Genomic DNA, 20,242 nt, shown 5'->3' with positions numbered 1-20,242 from the left:
CGGGGCCGGCACTCAGTCCCCGCATCACGCGCCGCGACGAGTATCCGGTTCACCCGTACCAGCAAATGGCCCAACTGAAGCGGGCAGCAATGGCCCACATGCTTGGGCCGCCTGGATCCTAAGGTCGAAGGTGACCGTCGCGGCGCACGCCGCGCGCCCACCTCCCGCACCCCGGAGGAACCACTCATGCAAGCCATCACCGTCCAGGACCGTGAGGCCGGTGCCAGCGGCCTCGTCCTCACCGAGCTGCCCCACCCGCACGCCGCGGAGAACGACGTGATCGTCAAGGTGCACGCCGCCGGCTTCACACCCGGCGAGCTGGACTGGCCCAGCACCTGGACCGACCGGGCCGGACGCGACCGTACCCCGAGCGTGCCCGGCCACGAACTGTCCGGCATCGTCACCGAACTCGGCTACGGCACCACCGGCCTGACCATCGGACAACGCGTGTACGGCCTGACCGACTGGGCCCGCAACGGCACCCTGGCCCAGTACACCGCGGTCGAAGCCCGCAACCTCGCCCCACTGCCTGCCGACGTCGACCACGCCACGGCCGCCGCGCTGCCCATCTCCGGACTCACCGCCTGGCAGGCCCTGTTCGACCACGCCCACCTCCACACCGGTCAGAGCATCGTCATCCACGGCGCCGCCGGCGGCGTCGGCTCCATCGCCGTGCAGCTCGCCCGTGCGGCAGGCGCCCACGTCATCGGCACCGGACGGACCGCCGACCGCGACACCGCACTGAGCCTGGGCGCCCACGCCTTCCTCGACCTCCAGGCCGAGAAGCTGGAGGACATCGGCGACGTCGACGTGGTGTTCGACGTGATCGGCGGCGACATCCTCGAACGTTCCGCCGCTCTGGTCCGCCCTGGCGGCACCCTGGTCACCATCGCCGAGCCCGTCACCGTCCACCCCCGCGACGCACGCGCCGTCTTCTTCGTCGTCGAACCCGACCGCGCCCGCCTGAGCGACCTCGCCCAACGCGTGCGGGACGGACACCTCAAGCCGATCATCGGCGACGTACGTCCGCTCACCGAAGCCATCGCCGCGTTCACACCCGAGAAGCGGACTCACGGCAAGACGATCATCCGCGTCGCCGAGGACTGAGCCCCTGAGCCGGCTCAGCTCGCCGACCGCAGGTATCAGAGGCGGCGGCGCATCACGGGCACAGGCCCGGAACAACTCTCGGCGGCTCACCGGCAAGCGCTGAACCGGCACCTCGTACGCGGGCAGGTCTGCCGGTCTACGGTCAGCGGCGGGTGCCAGGACTGCGCCGGGGCGAAGTCGCGATGCTCGCCGGGGTGAGCGTGGAGTACTACACACGGCTGGAACGCGGCAGTCTCAAAGGCGTCTCCGACAGCGTGCTCGACGCCCTCGCCCAAGCCCTGAGACTCGACGACACCGAACGCATGCACCTGTACGACCTCGCCCGCGCGCCCCAGCGGGTTGGCGGCCAGGACGTCGAGGCGGTTGTTCTGCACGAACGCCGGCAGGGCCGGCATGCCCTCGAGCCCTGTACACGCAGATGTACGCCGACCCGACCTGCGGAGCCAACACCGCCCGCTTCGCCTTCCTCAACCCCGCAGGCAGGCAGTTCTACCGCGACTGGGAACGCGTCACCCACGCCACCGTGGGCGCGCTGCGCATCGAAGCGGGCAAGAACCCCTACGACCGGGACCTGTCCAACCTGATCGGCGAACTGTCCACCCGCAGCGACGCCTTCCGCATGATGTGGGGCTCCCACGACGTGCACGTCTTCCACGAGGGCACCAAACGCCTCCACCATCGGGTCGTCGGCGACCTGGAACTCGAGCACGAAACCATGCGCCTGCCGGTGACAGCGGACTGACCCTGGTCGTCTACAGCGCGCCGGCCGGAACCGCCGCCGCGGACGGCCTCAAACTACTCGCCAGTTGCTCCGCCAACGCCGCCGACCACGAACACAACGCCGACGCGGGATCCCCGAACTGATCGATGGATAGCGTCCAGCTTCGTTCACTGTTGTCAGCGGGCGCCTACAGTCCTCGTCATGGCTTCGCCGGAAAATCCTCTGCGTCGCATCGCGCTCGATCCGAGCGGCCGGGTGCTGGGACTCAACCTGCCCCCTGGATCGCTGATGGACCAGACGGTTCACGGTGGAGCCTGGCATGAACCACTGCTGTGGCTCTCCGACGGCCCTGCCCTGCCCGGGAGTTGGAGCATGTTGTTGCCTGCGCGTCAGGCGGGCCTGCAACCAGTCCTGATCGGCCCCGACCTGGGCATCCACGACGGCAGCGACCTCAGTCCACAGGTGTCCTCTCGCCCCGGGGACCTTGACGCCAACGCTGTCCTGGCCGGCTTCTGGCACTCGTACAACTGGCAGGAGCCACAAGCGGACGAGGATCTGTCGGAGAGCAAGACCGGCCCCTTCGGCCCGCGCTGGCCAGGCCTGGCACCCCCTGGCACGCCCGCTTCGGAATCCGACCCCGAGATCGCCGCCGACCAACTCGCCCGCACACTGATCGAACCCGGCCCGGACCAGTTGACCCACAACGGCGAGCATGCGCACATTGCCCTGGTCCCCGCCCCGCACAGCGCCGACATCCTCGCGTCGATCGGCTGGACCGGTGCATCCAATGCCCAGCGCGACGCGCTCCACCTCAGCACGGTGCTGCGCTCCTGGGAAGAACGCTTCGGTGTTCGGCTGGTGGCCGTCGACGGCGCCGCGCTGCACCTGTCCGTCACCGCACCACCCGGCACCTGTGCCGCAGCCGAACATGTCGCCGCCGAACACCTCGCCTTCTGTCCGGGCGTCATCGCTGACGGTGGCTGGTGGTCCTACCGTCAGTACGCCGAAAGCCTGCTCACCAGGACCCGCTGGACGTTCTGGTGGGACTGAACACACATGCACGCAACAGTCAGCGGTGACACACGAAGGTCGCGGGGATGACGGCGAAAGGGAGGGCAATCTGTCCGGCACAACCTCCCGCCAGTTCACCGGTCTTACTTCCCGGGGTGCACATGACGACGGACCATCAGGTTGCCTTCTTCCTGAAGGAACTGGAGACGGGCGACACCTGGCGACGGGCCGCAGCGGCGAAGGGGCTCGGGAAGATCGGTGACAGCGAGCACGCCGCGGTGCTGATGCGGGCGGCCGCCGACCCGGCACCCGAGGTACGGGAAGGCGCGGCGGTAGGCCTGGGCAGGCTGGGGGTGTACGCAGCCGGGCTCAAGACCTTGCCGGCGCTCATGGGCGACGACGATCCGTGGGTGCGCAGGCAGGCCTCTCTGGCCTCTCGTCGGCTCGGGCTGCGCGATCGTGAGGTCGTGGACGCCTATGCGCGGCTGCTCGGTGATCCGGACTATCACCTGCGGATCAACGCCTTGGACGGTTTGCGGGAGTTGGGCGTACCCGGTGATGTTCCCGCGCTGCTGCGGCTGCTGGGTGATCCTGACTATGGCGTCTGGGGCCGGGCCCGGGCCATGGTCTTCTTGTTCGAGAAGGACCCGGACGTCGAAGCGGAGTTGGTGCGTACGGCCCGGTGGGGAGCGGACGCCGCCCGTGTGCGCGCCCTGTGGATGCTGCCGAACCAGCACATCGACCGGTTGCTGCCTGAGCTGTTGCGGGATCTGGCCGGCGGCCCGTCTTCCGAGGTGCGGTGCGCCGTGGCTTTCCGACTGGCGCGCGTGGACCGCCCACCGGCGCAGGACGCGCTTTTCACCGCCCTGGCAGCGGAACGGGACCCACAGGTGGCGTCACAACTGCTCTCTCTGCTCGAGCGATCGGGTGACGAACGGCTGCTGGCGCCGGCCTCGCGCTGGCTGGGCGACGAGCGGGCGGGGCCGGCGGCCGCCGCTGCTCTGGCATCCGTCGGCGGCAAGGCCGCCACGAGGCTCTTACGGGCTCTTCTCACCGACCCGGCAACGCCCGCCCCCACACTCGCGGCGGCGGCAAGGGCGTACGGCGATCTGGGCAGATGGGACGCCGTGTGGCTGCTGCTCCCCCTGCTGGGCCGTGCCGCGCCCGAGGTGTACGAAGGTGCGCTGCGCGGCCTCGACGCCCTGGCGGACACCGGATTCCGACCGTGGGAACGCGCGGCGGTCGCCCGGGCGCTGGTGCCCCGACTCGACGCCCGTTCCACCCTGGTCGGGGTGGCGGAGAGGGTCCTCACGGGCCTGCCGGAAGCCCTGCCCGGCCTGCGGCAGCTGGTGGACCGTACCGCCTCCCCCCTGGTCCGAGCCGCCGCGCTGTCGCTCCTGGACCCGCACCTTGCGACGGACGCCGGCACCCCGCATGATCTTCCGCTCTTCGCGCGGCACTTGGACGACGTGGATGGGTGGGTGCGCCGGGCCGCCGCCCAAGGGATCGCCCACTGGGTGAAGGAGACCGGCCTGATCCCTCCCGTCAAGGAGCGGCTGCGTGACCGGCTCACGGCCCTGGAATCGGACCCCTCCAATGCCGTACGCGAGGCGGCGGCCGAGGCAGTACGGGCCTTGGACGACTGCCAGCACCACTGATTTGTCAGCGCGCACATCCGCGTCCCCAATCCTGGCTCGGCGCTTCGATATAGCGGTGGGTCAGGGCGCACAACGGCAGCAGTACGAGGAAGAACGCCGCCAACAGCACAGGACTGTCCCGCTGTTGACGTCCGAGCGTGTGGTCGATCACCGCCAGCAGCACCGGATGCACCAGATAGACGGAGTAGCTGATGGTTCCCAGCGCGGTGAGCGGGCGGGGGAACCGCCGGTGGCGCAGCGCGAGTGCGGCGCCGAAGGTGAGGACGGCGAGCACGAAGGCCGTGATCCAGCCGCGTCGGGTGAAGTGGTCACCGTCGCCGAACCGGTACGCGCTGCCCACGGCACAGGTGATGACGACGACTGCGGTGCCGGTCGCGAGTCGTCGGCTCGTCTGTTGTTTGTCGGCGCGGTAGACGGCCGTACCGAGGAACATCACAGCGAGGATCACCAGGCCCTCCCATGTCGGGACCGTGCCGTTGAACACGACCAGGACGAGCGACAGCCCGCCGCCCAGCACTCCCCCGAACCTCCGCAGGACGGGTGAGCCGGCGCTCGCACAGCAGACGGCGACCGCCATCGCGATCGCGGCGACGGCAACCGACAGGCCGGTGCCGACCGTGCCGGACACGGCGGAGGGCCGCAGCACCGTATGCGCCACCACGCTCACGGCGGCGAGCACGGCCAACGTGACGGCGAGGGCGGCAGATTGCCGATGCTGACGAATCGTGAAGAGGGCTACGACCAGGAAATAGAACGCCATCTCGTACGAGAGGGTCCACAGGGTGAGCAGGAGGTTCGGTGTGCCCAGCAGTTCCTGGAGCATGGTGGCGTGGGCGACGGCGACCGTGGCGGCGCTGTACCCGCCGAGGTCAGGCAGCCGGGCCAGTCCCATGAGGTGCATGGCAATAAGCGCCGTGACGGCTGCCGCCCACAGGGGGTACATGCGGAAGAACCGTCCGGTCCAGAACGTACGGATGCTGCCCCGGCGTTCCAGCGACGCGGGGATGATGTAGCCGCTGACCAGGAAGAACACCATGATGCCGTAGCGGCTGGTGTTGAACTGCGGCATCAGCTCCCGTCGGAAGTCCGCCATGAAGGTGTACGACGCGTGGTCGAAGACCACGACGAGTGCGGCGAGGCCGCGCAACGCGTCCAGCCAGCCCAACCGCGACAGCCCCACGGCCGCGACGGATCTCGGTGATGTTTCAGGGACGGAAGGTGAGGCGGGGGCGTTGGGCGGTGATTCCATGCCTGGGCAGAGTCCTCTTCGGTGACGTGAGTGTCGGGGTGCGGGCGGGTTCCATTCGGAGGGGCGCCGCACGCGTCAACGAGTTCAGTCGGCCGGGGTGTTGTTCGGCAGCACCGTTTTGGCGATCGAACAATTGCGGGCCGTATATGTCCTTCGTAGAGGTGTGCGGATTGGCCGCCTGCTGTGGTGCAGTGCGGTGCGAGGAGGTGGACGAGGTGGCGGGGCGTCGTGAGGTGCCGGTGGACCCGGCGGCGGGTCCAGTGCAGCGGTTCGCGTACGCGTTACGTCGGCTGCGGGCGGAGGCGGGCGGGATCACCTACCGGGCCCTGGCCTCGCGCGCGGGCTACTCCGTGACGACGCTGTCGCAGGCGGCAGCGGGCGAGCAGTTGCCGACGCTGCCGGTGGTGCTGGCCTATGTGCGGGCCTGCGGAGGTGATGCCGTCCGATGGGAGGCCCGGTGGCAGCAGGCCGTGGAGGAGTGCGCCGAGGGCGCCCCTGAGGAGGACGCGGCCCTCGTGCCGTACCGCGGCCTGGCACGGTTCGAGCCCGGTGACAGCCATCTCTTCTTCGGCCGGGAGCAACTCACGGCCGACCTGGTCGACTTGATGCACCGTCAGCGTTTCGCCGCGGTGTTCGGGCCGTCCGGCAGCGGCAAGTCATCCCTGCTGCGGGCCGGCCTGATACCCGCCCTACGGCGCCCCGGCCTGTCGGACCCGCCCGCGGCGGCGATCCGGATACTGACGCCGGGCGAGCGCCCCGCCCACACCCACGCGCCCCTGCTCACCCCGGCCGAAGGCCCGGACGGCGCCGACGCGGACACGTTCGTCATCGTCGACCAGTTCGAGGAGGTCTTCACCCTCTGCCACGATCCGGCGGAGCGCGCCCGCTTCATCGACCTGCTGCTCAGCGCCCGGCAGCCCGAGCGCCGCATGCGGGTGCTGCTGGCGGTACGCGGCGACTTCTACGGCCGCTGCGCCGAGCACCGCGACCTGGCCGACGCCCTGCGCGACGCCAACCTGCTGGTCGGCGCGATGACCCCGGCGGAACTGCGTCACGCCGTCGTCAAGCCGGCCACGCACGCCGGGCTGAAGGTGGAACGCGCCCTGACCGCCCGGCTGGTCAAGGACGTCGCCGACGCGCCGGGCGGGCTGCCGCTGCTGTCCCACGCACTCCTGGAGACCTGGCGCCGGCGGCGCGGCAAGACCCTCACGCTTGCCGGCTACGAGGCGGCCGGCTGCCTGGACGGCGCGATCGCACAGAGCGCCGAGCAGTTGTACGGCCGTTTCACCGCCGACCAGGCAGCGGCCTGCCGCCGGATCGTGCTGCGCCTGATCGCCCCGGGGGACGGCACGCCCGACACCCGCCGTCCCGTCGAGCGCGCCGAACTGCGCAGCGCCGAAGCGGGCGACGGCGCCGCGGTGCTGGAGGCGCTGGCCGCGGCCCGGCTGCTCACCCTGGACGGCGACCGGGTCGAGCTGGCCCACGAGGCCCTGATCACGGCCTGGCCCCGGCTGGGCGGATGGATCGAGGAGGACCGCGAACGCCTGCGCGTGCACCGGGGCCTCACCGAAGCGGCCCACGCCTGGCGGGAACTGGGCCGCGACGAGGGCGCCTTGTACCGAGGCAGTCGCCTCGCCCTCGCCCGCGAAGCCCTCGGCGCCGCGCCGCAGGAGGAGTTGACCGACGTGGAGCGTGCCTTCCTCGACGCCAGCCGCGCGCATGCGGACAAGGGCCGCCGCCGCCATCGGCTGGTGCTCGGCGCCGTCACCACCGCCCTGTGCCTCGCCCTGGTCGCCGCCGGCCTCGCGGTCAGGCAGTGGCACAACGCGGTCAGCGCCCAACAGCTGGCCCAGTCCCGGCAGTTGGCCGCCCAGTCCCGTGCCCTGCTGGACACCGAACCCGACCTCGCCGCACTGCTCGCCGTCCACGCCTACCGCACCAGCCCGAGCCGCGAAGCCACCGCCGCCCTGTATGCCGCCGCCGCGCCACCGCCGCCCCAGCGGTTGACCGCCGGTACCGCACCCGTGCAGTCCCTCGCCCTCAGCCCGGACGGACGCACCCTCGCCACGCAGAGCGCGGACGGCACCGTACGGATATGGAACCTGCCCGAGGGCACACTGCACCGCACGCTCGCCGACCGCCACATCGCCGCCGTCGCGGCGTTCAGCCCCGATGGCCACACCCTCGCCACGACCACCGAGGGCACGACAGCCCGGATCACGCTGTGGGATGCGCAAGCGGGTCGCAGGCTCGCCACCTTCGCCGTACCCGACAATCCGGTACGCGCCGTCGCGTTCAGTCCCGACGGCCGCAACATGGCAGCCGCCGGCCGTACGACCGTACGGGTCTGGGACGTGACCACCGGCCGCGTCCGCCACCGTTTGACCGGACTGCCCGACCCGCGGGCGGTCGCCTTCGGGGCCGACGGAGGCACGGTCGCCGGGGTCGGTCTCGACGGGCACGAGCGCGTGTGGGACACGGCCACCGGCCGTACCCGCGCCGCCCGTGACCACCACGCGAACGGTGACACGGCCGTGTTCGGGCCCGACGGGCGGACCTACGCATATGTCCGCACCGACGGGACCCTGCAAGTGCGGGACGTGGCCACCGGCACCCTCCGGCACACCATCGACGGCAGCTTCGGCCGGTTCCCTCAGGTCGCCTTCTCCCTCGACGGACGTACCCTCGCCGTCCCGGGCACCGATGACACCGTGTGCCTGTGGGACACCGCCACCGGCTCCGCGCGGGCCACGGTCACGGCCGGCCATCGCGCACGCGGGACCGTGACGGTGGCCCTCGGCGCGGACGGCCGCACCCTGATCACCGGCAGTGCCTCGGACCCCACCGTCCGCGTGCACCGCCTTCCCACCGACCGTCCGCGGACCACACTGCACGGCCGGACCGGCACCGTCGTCACCGACCTGGCCTTCAGCCCGGACGGGCACACCCTCGCCACCGTGCGCCAAGGTGCGCCCGGCCGCTGGGGCATCAAGCTCCACGACGCCCGGACCGGCCGCCCCCGAGCCGAGCCGGGACTCGACGTCGACCCGGCACCGCGTGCATCGGGCGAGCCGTTCGTGGTGTCCCGCCCCGCCGCCGTGACTCTCGGCCCGACCGGCCAGGGCCTGACCGCCCGGACCGTCCGGACTCTCCGCGGCCAACGGATCGAAGTCCGGGACGTCACGACCGGCCGCCTGCGCCACAGCCGCGCCCAAGGCGCCCTCGACGCGGCCGTCTTCAGCCCTGACAGCACACGCCTCGCACTCGTCGGCAGGGACGGGTCGGTGCGGATCTGGCACCTTTCGACGAACGCCCTCCGTACCGCCGGCACCGGGCACGACCAGCCCGTCAGAGCGGCCGCCTTCACTCCCGACGGCCGCACCCTCGCCGTCGTACGCATCACACCGACCGGTGAACAGATCACCCTGTACGACGCCGCGACCGGGCACCCCCGACGCACCATCGACCCCGGCACCACAGGCCCACTGACCCTGACGTTCAGCCCTGACGGACACACCCTGGCCACCGCGAGCAGCGGCAACGGAACCGTCAAGACCTGGGACGTCCGTACCGGACAACTCCACGACACCTTCCGTGTCAGCGCCCAGGTGTCCTCACTCGCCTTCAGCCCTGACGGACACACCCTGGCCACCGGCAGCCCGCGCGGAGTCCAGCTGTGGGACCTCACCACTCTCCAACCCCGCACCACCCTGCCCGCCCGCACGCCGACCACCCTGGAATTCAGCCCCGACGGAGACACCCTCGCCGTCGCCGACGACAGCTCCGCCGAACTGTGGAGCGTCGACCTACCCGACCCCGACCACGCGATCCGCACCATCTGCCAGGCCGACAGCACCCCCCTCACCCCACGCGAACGATCGACCTACCTCCACGACCAGTTCACCGAGACCGGCTGCCCCACCGCGCAGTAGGTGGCCGTCGTGCGGTGATGTCTGCCGGGTGCCGGTGTTGGGCTGGCACATGCTCGTGTTCAGGAGGCCGGGACGGGCCAGTCCTGCTGTTCGGCCCACCGTTGGAATGTGGTCGTGTGCAGGCCGTAGCTGTCGGCATCTTCACCTGCAACATCTTCACCGACGACGTGATCCCCAAGACCATCGGCTTCCGGAGGCCGAGGCAGAGCGCCCCGCCCAGCACCTCGAACCGCACGAGCCCGTGAACCTTTCGATCGTCATCGAAATCATGGCCGGTCATCTACCAGCTACGCGAGTATCTGCTGGCGATTCCAGAGTGACGATTTCGTGCCGGGACGGGTGACCGGCCGGGCCACGACAGAAGGGGCAGTCAGTGACGGCATTCCGGCGAACTCCCGGTGCAGGTCGCCCCTTTGTGGTGGTCGGTGTCGTGTGCGTGGCCTTGGCCGCCGTGGCAGGGGGCATTCACACGTTCACCGATGCCCCGCCGTCCTCCACGGCTGCTACGGCCGGAAGAGAACCCCGTGAGCCGTCACGGCAGGAGTTGGGTCTTCTGCACGAAGCCGGTCAGATCTTGCTGCGTGACTGCATGCGGCGCAAGGGCTTCGCATACCAGCCGGTCAAGGAGAACCCCGTTCCGGAGGCCCGGGCGTTTCCCTACGTGCTCAACGACGTGGCGTGGGCCCGCGAACACGGCTACGGCACGGATATACAGCGCGAACTGTCCGAGTTGAGGAAAACAGATGCCAATCAGCGGTATTTTCGCGCACTTCCGGCCAAGCGGCGGGCAGCGGCTCTGGCAGCAGCCAACGGTTCTCGCCCCCTGACCGTGACGGCCAGGACCCCCGACGGCATGTTGTACCAACGCAGCCCTGAGGGCTGCCAGTCGGAGGCCGACGCGACGCTCTACGGAGACCTGGAGAAGTGGTTCCAGGCGAAAGTCACCGCGGACGCGCTCACGGAACTCCGCTATGCCAAGGTCACCGCGGATCCTCGGTTCGCCGAAGCCGTCAAACCCTGGTCCGCGTGTATGCGGGCAGCCGGTCGCCCCGCCACGAGCCCGGCCGACCTGCGAGCGGCGACCGGTTCGCGCAGGTCCCCGCTTCCCAGGGACGAGGAAATCGCCCTTGCCGTCACCGAGGCGCGATGCGCCCGCACTTCAGGCCTGGCCGACGCTGCACGGGACTTGGACCTGCAGTACGGCCGCAGCCTTGACCGGCAATACCAGCCGGCCGTGCGTACCTACCGGGAACTGCAACTCAACGCGCTCTCCCGTGCCCGCGATCTCACACAGAAGGCGGGCACCTCCCCATGAACCCGAATTCCGCAACGAGAGGAAAGAACGTGGGAACATTACGCAACACTCTGGTCGGCGCAGCTCTCGCCGCTGTGACGGTGGCAGCCACACCGTCCGCCGCTCAGGCATCCGAACCCGTTCCCCTGCCCTCAGCGAGCCAGGCCGCCGGCGGTTTTCTCCACGTCTACTACAACACCGGCTACTCGGGGTGGTGCGACGACTGGTCGGGAGAAGCCCCGGACTGGGGCAGCTGCCGGAACCAAGTGAGCTCGCTCTGGAACAACGGCTACCCCGGCAACCTGGACGACATCTGGGTGTACTGGGGCCTGAACTACACAGGCGCACGCCGGGGCGTCTACAACGGCGTCGGACTCAGCGATCTCCGCCAGTGGACCTTCGACGCGAACACGGGCCCCGGGTCAGGGGAATGGCTCAACGACAACATTTCCTCGCATCGGTGGACGAACCTGCCCTGAGTTCACGTTGTTGTCGACCTCCTTCAGAGCCTGCCGGACGAGGGGAAACTCGCCATTCTCCAGCCGGTATCGGCCACTCCCGCAACCCTCGTCCCAGCATGGCGCTCCTACTCTTGCGGAACCATTTCCAGGCCCCTGACCAAGGCCTGCCTCGCATTTCGGGGGATGACATGTTGACGTTCCATTTCACGAGCGCGGACATCGCCCGCGTACGGGTGGCAAGCAGGCCGGATCCGATGTGGGAGCTGCTGCTCAGCCTGCATCTGGTCAAGGGGGACGACGGCGCGGTCGTCTTCGGCCCGTGGAAGAGACAGGTGCGGTCGCGGCTCTCCGCTGCCGTCCAGATGCTCTTCGACCTCGCCCCGCCCCGGGGCTACTCGGCCGACTTCCTCACCCCGGCCCCCGGCGGGGCCGGGCTGGAGGACGGACTCGACGCCGTGCTGTCCACCCCGCGCCGAGTGCTGCGCCGGGACGTCGGAGGGCTGGCTGCCGCCCAGCGTCCCGGCACCTGGATCCGCTCCCTGGCCGAGGGGGATCTGGGCACCGTGCGCCGCCTCGACCGGACCCTGCGCCACTACTTCGCCGTCGCCCTGCGGCCGCACTGGGCCCGGGTGCGCACGGCCTTCGACCGAGACCGTGGGCTACGGATGCGGGCCGTGACGGACGGGGGCGTCGAGGGCATGCTGGCCACCCTGCATCCGGACCTGCGCTGGCGGTCCGGTCAGCTCACCATGACCAGCGCCTGCGACCGCGACATCCACCTCGACGGGCGGGGTCTGCTCCTGCTGCCGTCGTTCTTCTGCTGGCGCGCTCCGATCACCCTGCGCGATCCCGGTCTGCCGCCGGTGATCGTCCACCCGATAGCGCACGACCTGGGCTGGGCGCAGCCGGATGCCGAGCTGCTCCGCGATCCGCGGGAGGCCCTGCGCACCCTCCTGGGCCGGACCCGCGCCGATCTGCTCGCCGCCCTCACCGCGGGCGGTGGGTCGACCGGGGAGCTCGCCCAGCGGCTTGTCGTCTCCCCCGCCTCGGTGTCGCAGCACACCGCCGCTCTGCGTGACTCCGGGCTGATCGTCACCCGGCGCCGCGGACCGGCCGTCCACCACAGCGCGACCCCGTTGGGGGAGGCGCTGGTGGACGGCCGCCGTGCCATCCCGTGACGCGGGCCCTGATCAGGCGCCCAGGGTGAACACTCCCGCGCCCTGGCCCGGGGCCTGGGTCCAGCCCGTGATCCGCTGGGCGAGGCCTCGGAGGCGGGGATCACCGGGGCGTACGGCGATCTGGAAGTGTGCCGCGTGCGGCCGGCGCAGGTGGCCGCCCCAGGCCACCACTCCCCCGCACTCCTTGAGGATGTCGCGCACCACGGCCAGCTGTTGGGGGAACAGCACGCCGGTCGCCGCTTGCGGGTAGGCGGCCGGGCGTATCTCGACGGCCGTGCCGGAGGCGTAGTTGGTGGTGTGTCCCGTCAGCCCCGCGGCGGGGCGGTGCCCGGCGAGTTCGTGGCGGGCGACCTCCTCGACCTCGTAGTGGAAGCGACGGATGACGTGGACGAGCACCGTGGAGACGTCTCCCTCCAGCAGTGCGACGGAGGCCGGAGTGCCCGGCACTGGCAGGGTGCTGATGCCGGTGGTGGTGACCGGCCATCCGTTGGTACTGGCGGTGCCGGCCGCGGCCGAGGCGGGGGCGGCCGTCGGCAAGGAGATGCCGGCCGCCACCGCCCCCGCGAGTCCGGTGAGCAGCAGGGTCCGCCGGGGCAGGCCTCTGCCACCTGGTGTGTCCGTGTCTCTGGTCTGCATGCCGGTTCCCTTCAGCCGCGCACGACCGCGTTGTAGGCCTCGAAGATGTTGTAGAGGTCGCGAGCTCGGCGACCGTACTCGTCGGCGCCGTTGTACTGGGCGAGCACCGTGACGATGTCGGCGTCCGAGTAGTTCAGCCGGTCGGCGGTGACGCCGGTGATGGCAGCGGACCAGATGTGGATCAGCGGGACGGTGCTCACGTTGTAGTCGTCGTCGTTGCGCAGTTGGTCCCAGACCGCCCGGCGCGCCCGCCAGTCCTCCGTGTCCTGGAGCGGGCCCGAGATCACGCCCGCGCGGATGCAGTGGTTACGGGCCTTGATCCCGGTCCTGCCGAAGATCTGGGCGACGCCGGTGCTGGAGTCGTCCTTGATCACGGCCGGCGGAGTCGGCGGTTCGCCCACGGGGTTCTGCTCCCAGGCGGCCTGCGCCTCCTCCCAGTTGAAGTAGGTGGCGACCAGCACGTCCACGGCCTCGTCGGTGAAGTCGGCCTGGTACTCCCAGAAGGCCACGGCCTGGATGAGCGACTTGCGCATCCGGAAGGACCGGGCGAGACCTGTGATCAGCGGGTCCATGTCGAGGACCTTGGCGACGCACTCCTCGGGGGTGCGGTCCCGGTACCAGTCGTCGTGGCCGTTGGCCACGATGTACTTCACGAGACCCGAGGTCAGGGAGTTCCGCAGGCTCATGTCGAAGGGCACGTCCAGCGCGGTGTCCGGTCCCCGGGGCGTGAACTGGGTCTGCCCGGTGTCGCGTCCGGACGCGACGTCCTTGTCGATCTCGATGAACCCGGTGCCCGAGCCGACCGTGATCGTCGCGATCTGGTCGAAGGCCCAGTCCTTCGGCAGCGGGAAACCCAGGTTGCCGCTGTAGCCGGTCGACATGTCCGACACGAAACTGGCCGTCGTCAGACCGGCCTTGGCGAGCCGGCTGCAGATGTTGCGGGGCGCGTAGACACCGACGCAGTACTCGCTGCCGTAGGCGGCCATACGGCCCGTCAGCCCGCGGAAGTGCGGGATGACCCGGCTGGTGATCTCCTCGTCGACGGCGTCGTAGTCGACGGAGAAGTAGATGGTCGTCCCGGCACGGAAGCCGTGCCCGCGGGCCGCCTCCAGGGCCGCCAGGGCGTCCGTGGCGCCCTGCTGCACGTTGAAGTACTCCGGATCGCCGCCGTTGGTCTGGTAGATCGGGAACACCGACAGGCCGCCCGCGACGATGTTGGCGAGTTCACCGGGCTGGATCTTCTTGTTCTTCGGGTTGGTGACGTTGGCGTTGGTCAAGTACCGCCCCACCGTGGTGTATCCGGCGGCGCGCAGCGCCTGGGCGCGGGCCGGGGTGATCTCGGTGATGCAGTCCGCCGCGGTGCCGGGCCGACTGGGGTCGCCGGTGCTGACCAGCAGCGAGGCCCAGGTGCGGAAGTCCGCGGTGCCGGTGGTGGGCAGCAGCTGGGCGAAGCGCTGGAAGTCCACGACCGTACTGAGCAGCGACCCCGAGTAGAAGCCGTCGAACGCGACGTCCCAGCCGTTGAACCGCATCGCCGCCTGGAACAGGTGCACGAACTGCTTGGCGCCGTCGGCCGAACCCTGGCCGAGCATCGCCTGCGCCCTGATGCCGTCCTGCGTGCCGGGGCCGAAACGCCCGTTGGCGACGTCGTCGCTCATGCCGATCTCGTACTGGAGGGCGAAGACCAGCGCCTTCTGCACGTCCCGGGAGAAGTTTCCGTCGGCCGGGCAGATGAAGAACTCCCGCCGCTGGACGTACCGCCCGTTGAGCCACTGCTGGATCCGGCGCACCTGCTCGGTGCCGTTGCCCACCCGCACGTACGGGTCCATCGTGAGGAGCGCCTTGAACACCTTCGGTTGCAGCCCGCTGCCCGGATAGGCCCCGCCCACGCCCATGTTGGACTTGAGCTCGGCGACCGAGTCGGCGGTCCTGCCGTTGTAGGTGCCGTCCATGCCGCCGCCGTCGTAGCCCTTGCAGTACAGGCCCGACTGGATGATCCGGTAGACGTTGCCGTGCCGGGTCAGGTCGTCGATCTGCGGCCCGAACCGGGACTGGAGCGTGCTCAGCGTCGTCGGACCGAAGGAGTCCGACAGTGAGGTGATGCCCAGCTCGTACTGGAGCGCCCGGGTCAGGGCGTACATCACCGTCCAGCTGGTGCGCCCGTTCACCTCCACCTTCGGGATGCCGGACACGTTGTAGGAGTTGATGAACCGCTGCGCGAGTTCCACCATCTCGTCGGCCATGTGCGCCTCTTCTCCCTGTGGTGGGGCGTCAGACCCAGTCCTGGTAGATGCCGCCGTTGCAGCGGGTGGTGCGGAATCCGCTGTCGTCGCTGTCGTCGATGCAGTGGTCGGTGTACTGGTTGCGGAAGGTGAGGCGCACCGAGTGGTGGTGGGAGACGTACCAGCTCACGTACTCGGAGCTGTCGCAGTACTGTGCGCTGAACCCGGCCGGGCCGTCGTAGAGGCAGCGTCCCGTGACCTTGTTCTGGAAGCGGCGCGTGCCGTCGTTGAAGACGTGGACGTCCCACTGCTGGTAGGCGCCGCTGTTGCAGGGGAACGTACGGAACCCGTACTCCCAACTGTCGTCCATGCAGCGCTGCGTGCCGAGGCTCTGGAAGGTGTTCACGACCAGGACGGCGCTGCCGCCGTCCTGGGACTCCTGCGCGGCCTCGGCACTGCCGGTCGCGGTGACCAGTGCGCCCGCGCAGAGCAGGGCCGCCGCGGCGGTCTTGAGTGACTTCATGTCATCCCCCGGGTAGCTGAGTGGTCGCACTCGCACGCCAAGACTGGAACGGGGGTCCCATCGTCACCAAAGGTTTCAGCTATATCCGAAAGGGGGTTGGCGGCTATGGCCCGGGAAAGCCAGATCCCTGCGAACTCGGCCCTATGGAACTCGACAAGCACGGCGCCGGGCCGGGGCCGGGCGATCGGCCACCAACGGAAGGAGGTGACGCTTTCAGGCTCGGCCGACCTTGTGAAGGACGGTCGTCAGGCGCGCCGGACCCTCTGGCCCGACTCGCCGAAGACCTGCCGCGGACCGACATGAACCGCCTACCATGACCGCGTTCCGCGTGCCGGCCGGATTCTTCACAGCCCGCACACCCCCTCGTGAACCGCGGTCAGAACATGGCGATCGGGTTGACCGGGCTGCCGGAGGTACCCGCGAAGCGGACCGGAGCGACCGCGAACTGGAAGTCCCACTGGCCGAGTTCGGCGGCCGTCACCGCGCATGCCTCCAGGTCGCAGTTGTCCACCAGCCACAGCCCCATCGCGACGAGGCCCACGGTGTGAACCGGCATCGCCAGGTCTTCGTACCCGGACGGCTGAACGTCCTGAGGGGTGTCGGCGGCGATCAGCGCAACCTGCCTTTCATGAAGCCATGGCAGGCAGGACGCGTGCCATCCGGCCTGCGTGACGCCGGTGGTCGCGCCGGCCTCGTGCCGGGCGCGGCCATAGCCGGTCCGCAGGAGAACCGCGTCGCCGGGTCGCACGTGCACACCATGGCGGCGCTCGGCCTCCTCGAGATCCTCGGGAAAGACACCTTGTCCCGGTTCCAGCCACGGCACACCGCGGACCTTCGCGATGTCCAGCAGGACGCCGCGCGTCATGATTCCGTTCGCCGCCGCCGTGACGGCCGCCCACGCCGACCCCGTTGCGGCGCCGACCAGCGAGTGCGGCCGTCCGTTGTACATCGTGCCGTCCCAGAAGATGTGGCACGGCGAGTCGACGTGGGTGATGGTGTTGCCGTGGAACAGGATGCCGAGCCGCTCGTTCGAGAAGCCCCAGTGCCGGTCGTTACGGAACCCGGGCAGCGGCATGGTGGCCATACCCGGCATGTCGGCGGCGCACGGGCACGTCGTCGTCGATCTCTCCATCTCCTCCGGCACGGTGATCTCCCATGCGCACGACACGCTCCGGCCGTGGCGCACGGCCCGCGCCGCCGCCAGCCGGACGTCGTGGGTGATGTGGTTCAGGGTGCCGAGCTCGTGGTCGTCGCCCCACCGCCCCCAGTTCGACAGCGTGTCGAAGTATCCGAGGGCACATCGTTTCTCAGCAAGGCGTCTTCCCCTGCCCAGGAGGCGACGAGCTCGGTGCGGTTGTTGAGACAGTCGGCTCGATCAACGCCCCGCCTGTTACCGGAGTTTGTCCATGCAGCCGCAGCCTTGGGCCGTCGCCGTGCCTGTCGTGGAGGGCTGCTCGGAACCGGCCGTCTTCTCGATGTCCTTCAGTAGGCCCGCCCGCTCCTGGTGGGTGATCAGACGTCCGTTGACGACGAGCGCGTGAATGCCTCTCGTGTTGCGGATGTCGGAGAGCGGGTCCGCGTCCAGGACCACCAGGTCGGCCAGCTTGCCGCTTTCCACCGTGCCCAATGCGTGGCCCAGGCCGAACACCCGGGCCGGCTGCTCGGTAGCGGCCTGCAGGGCCTGCATGGCCGTCAGGCCCGCGCCGACGAGGAGCTCCAATTCGTCGTGCAGCGCGAAGCCCGGCACGACGAAGGGGTTGCCGGTGTCGGTGCCCGCGAGGATCCGCACCCCGCTTCGCCGCATCTGTCCCACGAGCTTCCGCTTGTGGTCGAAGATCTCGCGGATTCGCCTTGCCTGCTCGGGTGTACGGCCGCCGGTCACGACGTCGGCGACCTCACGCCACCAGCCGGTCATCGAGGCGGGCAGGTACTTCCACTCGTCGGTCTCGTGGTTTTCTTCCGGCACTTCCAGAACTCGGTGTATGACGAGCGTGGGCACGACACCGCTGCGGTCGCCGGCCAGATCGGCGAACAACGCGCGCGCCTTGGCCCGGTCGTATCCGAGCACGGCCTCGTACTCCAGCGGATGCACCGCCGCGTACCAGTCACGGTAGCGGTGGAAGCCGTCCTGGGACGCGTCGACGGTGATCGCCGCCAGGCCTTCGCGGATCTCCTTCTCGTGTGCCGATGTCGCCAGCATCAGAGAGTCCATGTGCTCGAAGGTCTGATGCCTGGTCCTGATGGCCTCGGGAACGCTGACCGTGTCCGGGCAGTGCCCGGCGAACGGGATCCGCCGGCGCCGCGCCTCGTCGGCGATCGCCAGGTACGACGCGCGGTTGAGCCGCGAGTAGACCTTCACGAAATCGGCGTTCTCCCGCTGCGCCTGCCGCACCGCCTGCCTCGCCTCCTCCGCGTTCGCGACCTCGATGAGCGAACCCGTGTCGTGTGTGTGCAGGGAGGGGCGTCCGTCGACGATCGCGCTGCCGATGAGCCATCGGGGGCCCAGCAGCCGACCGCTCTCGATCTTGTGCCGCCACTCGTGGTGCAGTGCTTCCCCGCGCATCTCCCGTACCGTCGTCACGCCGGTCAGCGCGTACAGCGGCGGTACCACCGCCTCCGGCCCGACGCTGTGGACGTGTGATTCGATCAGGCCCGGTATGACGTACTTGCCGGCGAGGTCCACCACCCGTGCACCGGGCGGGACCGCGACCGTACCGGTCCTGCCCACGGCGGCGATACGCGCGCCGTTCACCACCACGGTCATGTCACCCCTGGCCGGCGCGCCTGTCGCGTCGATCACCGTGACATGCGTCAACGCGTAGGACTCGTCAGCATCGGCACCGGCCGGTCCGCCGACGTCCGTCGTTGCCCTCGCAGGCGTCGGCGCCACGGCGGTGGCCGTCAGCGCAGTGCCGGCGAGCGTGACCGCCCTGCCGAGCACCTCACGTCGCGACCTCGCCCCGCCGCCTCCACCGTGGCGGCCGACCGTTTCCTTGCTGTCGGGCATGTTCCCCACTCCCTGCGCCGCAAGGCCTCTTCGGCCGTACGGGCGTCTCCGCTGCGTCGGGTTGTCGCGCGTACAACGTATCCGTGTCCATGCGCGCCGACCAGAGAATGGCCAAGCCATAGGCAGGTTATTAATGGCCGGTATCCGTACCGTCCTAGTACGGTAGAGCTATCTCGGGCTGATCGCCGCGCCACGAGCCGCAGTGCACTAGAACGGTTGGAGCTCACCGCATGACCGCATCACCTCCTCCCCCTTACCTCCGCATCGCGGCGGAGATCCGCGATCGGATTCTGTCGGGCGAGCTCGTGGCGGGGCAGCGGGTGCCGTCCACGCGGCAGATCGTCCGAGAGCACGGGGTGGCCATGGCCACGGCCGCCAAGGCGCTCGGCGCGCTGCGCGACCAGGGCTGGGTCCGGTCCGTGCCCGGCGGCGGGACGATCGTCCTCGAGCGCCCGCCCGCCGAGGAGCGGCATCCCGGCGGAGACGCCCCCGGCCCGAGCCGCCCGGACGAGGCCGATGCGGCCACCCCGGGCACCGCCCGGCCGAGAGCGCGGGGCACGGTCGAGCCGGGCTCGACGCGAGAGGTGGTGATCCGGGCGGCGATCCGGCTCGCGGACCGCGACGGGCTCAACGCGCTGACGATGCGTCGCCTGGCGGCGGACCTGGAGGTCGGTCCCATGTCGCTCTACCGCTACATCCCGGACAAGGAGGAACTGCTGCGCCTGATGGCGGACGTGGCGTTCGGCGAGGAGGAACTGCCCGAGCCCGGCCCGCCCGGCTGGCGCGCCAAACTCGAACTGGCGGCACGGCTGCAGTGGCGCGTCTACCGCAGGCACCCTTGGCTACCTACGATCATGCACAATTCCCTCGTCCGCCCGCCGGCGGTGTTCAGCGGGATCCGGATGGTCGACTGGGAACTCAGAGCTCTGGACGGACTCGGGCTCAGCCGACACGACATGCTGCACACTGTGCTCGCGCTCGACGGCTACGTCGGCGGCATCGCCGCGAGCAACGCACTGGAGGTGCAAGCCGAGCACGACACCGGTGTGACCGGGCAGCAGCGAATCGCCGCCGAGCGCGCCCTGCACGCGGAAATATTCGGGTCCGGGCGCTTCCAGGCCCTCGCGGCCTGCATCCCCACCGACGCCACCACCACCGCCGACCTCGACGAACTCTTCGAATTCGGCCTGCGCCACCAACTCGACGGCATCGCCGCGATGGTGGCGCGCATTCCCTGAGCTCG

The 20,242-nt window shown here is 70.0% G+C and carries 16 protein-coding genes and 1 pseudogene; 11 read left to right on the top strand and 6 right to left on the bottom strand.

Annotation, left to right across the window (positions count from 1 at the left end; genetic code table 11):
- Positions 1–186: 186 nt before the first annotated feature.
- From IQ210_RS31295 to IQ210_RS31280, 5 genes and pseudogenes are all read left to right on the top strand, one after another.
- Positions 187–1,107, top strand: coding sequence for an NADP-dependent oxidoreductase (locus IQ210_RS31295; RefSeq protein WP_194082536.1), 921 nt, complete (start codon positions 187–189; stop codon positions 1,105–1,107).
- 182 nt (positions 1,108–1,289) lie between these two features.
- Positions 1,290–1,358, top strand: a pseudogene (locus tag IQ210_RS47970) (hypothetical protein); the annotation flags it as partial.
- 167 nt (positions 1,359–1,525) lie between these two features.
- On the top strand, positions 1,526–1,849 hold the full coding sequence (locus IQ210_RS47380; protein ID WP_265584721.1) for an MmyB family transcriptional regulator: 324 nt from the start codon (positions 1,526–1,528) through the stop codon (positions 1,847–1,849).
- A gap of 180 nt (positions 1,850–2,029) precedes the next feature.
- On the top strand, positions 2,030–2,878 hold the full coding sequence (locus tag IQ210_RS31285) for a DUF4253 domain-containing protein (RefSeq protein WP_194082535.1): 849 nt from the start codon (positions 2,030–2,032) through the stop codon (positions 2,876–2,878).
- 122 nt (positions 2,879–3,000) lie between these two features.
- Positions 3,001–4,497 (top strand): HEAT repeat domain-containing protein, encoded by a 1,497-nt coding sequence (locus tag IQ210_RS31280; RefSeq protein ID WP_194082534.1) that lies wholly within the window; start codon positions 3,001–3,003, stop codon positions 4,495–4,497.
- Between the two features lie 4 nt (positions 4,498–4,501).
- Here IQ210_RS31280 and IQ210_RS31275 read toward each other — a convergent pair whose 3' ends face one another.
- Positions 4,502–5,677 carry an acyltransferase family protein gene (locus IQ210_RS31275; protein WP_322657093.1) on the bottom strand — a complete coding sequence of 392 codons (1,176 nt, stop codon included), beginning with the start codon at positions 5,675–5,677 and terminating at the stop codon, positions 4,502–4,504.
- Between the two features lie 284 nt (positions 5,678–5,961).
- Here IQ210_RS31275 and IQ210_RS31270 point away from each other — a divergent pair, with 284 nt between their 5' ends.
- The 5 genes from IQ210_RS31270 to IQ210_RS31255 all read left to right on the top strand — a co-directional run bounded on the left by IQ210_RS31270 (position 5,962) and on the right by IQ210_RS31255 (position 12,611).
- Positions 5,962–9,678 (top strand): nSTAND1 domain-containing NTPase, encoded by a 3,717-nt coding sequence (locus IQ210_RS31270; RefSeq protein WP_322657091.1) that lies wholly within the window; start codon positions 5,962–5,964, stop codon positions 9,676–9,678.
- Positions 9,679–9,794: 116 nt separating this feature from the next.
- Positions 9,795–9,923, top strand: a complete 129-nt coding sequence (locus tag IQ210_RS47965; protein WP_265584720.1) for a hypothetical protein — start codon at positions 9,795–9,797, stop codon at positions 9,921–9,923.
- A 299-nt stretch (positions 9,924–10,222) separates the two neighbouring features.
- Positions 10,223–10,993 carry a hypothetical protein gene (locus IQ210_RS31265; protein ID WP_228048642.1) on the top strand — a complete coding sequence of 257 codons (771 nt, stop codon included), beginning with the start codon at positions 10,223–10,225 and terminating at the stop codon, positions 10,991–10,993.
- An 80-nt stretch (positions 10,994–11,073) separates the two neighbouring features.
- Positions 11,074–11,451, top strand: coding sequence for a hypothetical protein (locus IQ210_RS31260; protein ID WP_322657087.1), 378 nt, complete (start codon positions 11,074–11,076; stop codon positions 11,449–11,451).
- Positions 11,452–11,621: 170 nt separating this feature from the next.
- Positions 11,622–12,611 (top strand): winged helix-turn-helix domain-containing protein, encoded by a 990-nt coding sequence (locus IQ210_RS31255; RefSeq protein ID WP_194082530.1) that lies wholly within the window; start codon positions 11,622–11,624, stop codon positions 12,609–12,611.
- Positions 12,612–12,623: 12 nt separating this feature from the next.
- On the opposite strand, the gene IQ210_RS31250 is transcribed toward IQ210_RS31255, so the two are convergent.
- From IQ210_RS31250 to IQ210_RS31230, 5 genes are all read right to left on the bottom strand, one after another.
- The gene (locus IQ210_RS31250; RefSeq protein WP_194082529.1) at positions 12,624–13,247 is read right to left on the bottom strand and encodes a hypothetical protein; all 624 of its coding nucleotides are present in this window, start codon (positions 13,245–13,247) and stop codon (positions 12,624–12,626) included.
- Between the two features lie 11 nt (positions 13,248–13,258).
- Positions 13,259–15,490 (bottom strand): glycoside hydrolase domain-containing protein, encoded by a 2,232-nt coding sequence (locus IQ210_RS31245; protein WP_194082528.1) that lies wholly within the window; start codon positions 15,488–15,490, stop codon positions 13,259–13,261.
- A gap of 28 nt (positions 15,491–15,518) precedes the next feature.
- Positions 15,519–15,992 (bottom strand): RICIN domain-containing protein, encoded by a 474-nt coding sequence (locus IQ210_RS31240; RefSeq protein WP_194082527.1) that lies wholly within the window; start codon positions 15,990–15,992, stop codon positions 15,519–15,521.
- 376 nt (positions 15,993–16,368) lie between these two features.
- Entirely contained in the window at positions 16,369–17,160 is a 792-nt protein-coding gene (locus IQ210_RS31235) for a cyclase family protein (protein WP_256784989.1), read from the bottom strand.
- A 222-nt stretch (positions 17,161–17,382) separates the two neighbouring features.
- Positions 17,383–18,999, bottom strand: a complete 1,617-nt coding sequence (locus tag IQ210_RS31230) for an amidohydrolase family protein (protein WP_194082526.1) — start codon at positions 18,997–18,999, stop codon at positions 17,383–17,385.
- Positions 19,000–19,229: 230 nt separating this feature from the next.
- Here IQ210_RS31230 and IQ210_RS31225 point away from each other — a divergent pair, with 230 nt between their 5' ends.
- Positions 19,230–20,237 carry a TetR/AcrR family transcriptional regulator C-terminal domain-containing protein gene (locus IQ210_RS31225; RefSeq protein ID WP_194082525.1) on the top strand — a complete coding sequence of 336 codons (1,008 nt, stop codon included), beginning with the start codon at positions 19,230–19,232 and terminating at the stop codon, positions 20,235–20,237.
- The last annotated feature ends 5 nt before the right edge of the window (positions 20,238–20,242 follow it).

Origin of the sequence: Streptomyces justiciae (genome assembly GCF_015163075.1) — a bacterium.
Taxonomy (GTDB): Bacteria; Actinomycetota; Actinomycetes; order Streptomycetales; family Streptomycetaceae; genus Streptomyces; species Streptomyces justiciae.
The sequence above is the reverse complement of the archived record's forward strand: the minus strand, read 5'-3'. Positions and strand labels throughout refer to the sequence as shown.

What these genes read in the sequence shown, in the direction of transcription:
- IQ210_RS31295 (WP_194082536.1), top strand. Translation starts at nt 187, where the DNA reads ATGCAAGCCATCACCGTCCAGGACCGTGAGGCCGGTGCCAGCGGCCTC.
- IQ210_RS47380 (WP_265584721.1), top strand. Translation starts at nt 1,526, where the DNA reads ATGTACGCCGACCCGACCTGCGGAGCCAACACCGCCCGCTTCGCCTTC.
- IQ210_RS31285 (WP_194082535.1), top strand. Translation starts at nt 2,030, where the DNA reads ATGGCTTCGCCGGAAAATCCTCTGCGTCGCATCGCGCTCGATCCGAGC.
- IQ210_RS31280 (WP_194082534.1), top strand. Translation starts at nt 3,001, where the DNA reads ATGACGACGGACCATCAGGTTGCCTTCTTCCTGAAGGAACTGGAGACG.
- IQ210_RS31255 (WP_194082530.1), top strand. Translation starts at nt 11,622, where the DNA reads ATGTTGACGTTCCATTTCACGAGCGCGGACATCGCCCGCGTACGGGTG.
- IQ210_RS31250 (WP_194082529.1), bottom strand. Translation starts at nt 13,247, where the DNA reads ATGCAGACCAGAGACACGGACACACCAGGTGGCAGAGGCCTGCCCCGG.
- IQ210_RS31245 (WP_194082528.1), bottom strand. Translation starts at nt 15,490, where the DNA reads ATGGCCGACGAGATGGTGGAACTCGCGCAGCGGTTCATCAACTCCTAC.
- IQ210_RS31240 (WP_194082527.1), bottom strand. Translation starts at nt 15,992, where the DNA reads ATGAAGTCACTCAAGACCGCCGCGGCGGCCCTGCTCTGCGCGGGCGCA.
- IQ210_RS31230 (WP_194082526.1), bottom strand. Translation starts at nt 18,999, where the DNA reads ATGCCCGACAGCAAGGAAACGGTCGGCCGCCACGGTGGAGGCGGCGGG.
- IQ210_RS31225 (WP_194082525.1), top strand. Translation starts at nt 19,230, where the DNA reads ATGACCGCATCACCTCCTCCCCCTTACCTCCGCATCGCGGCGGAGATC.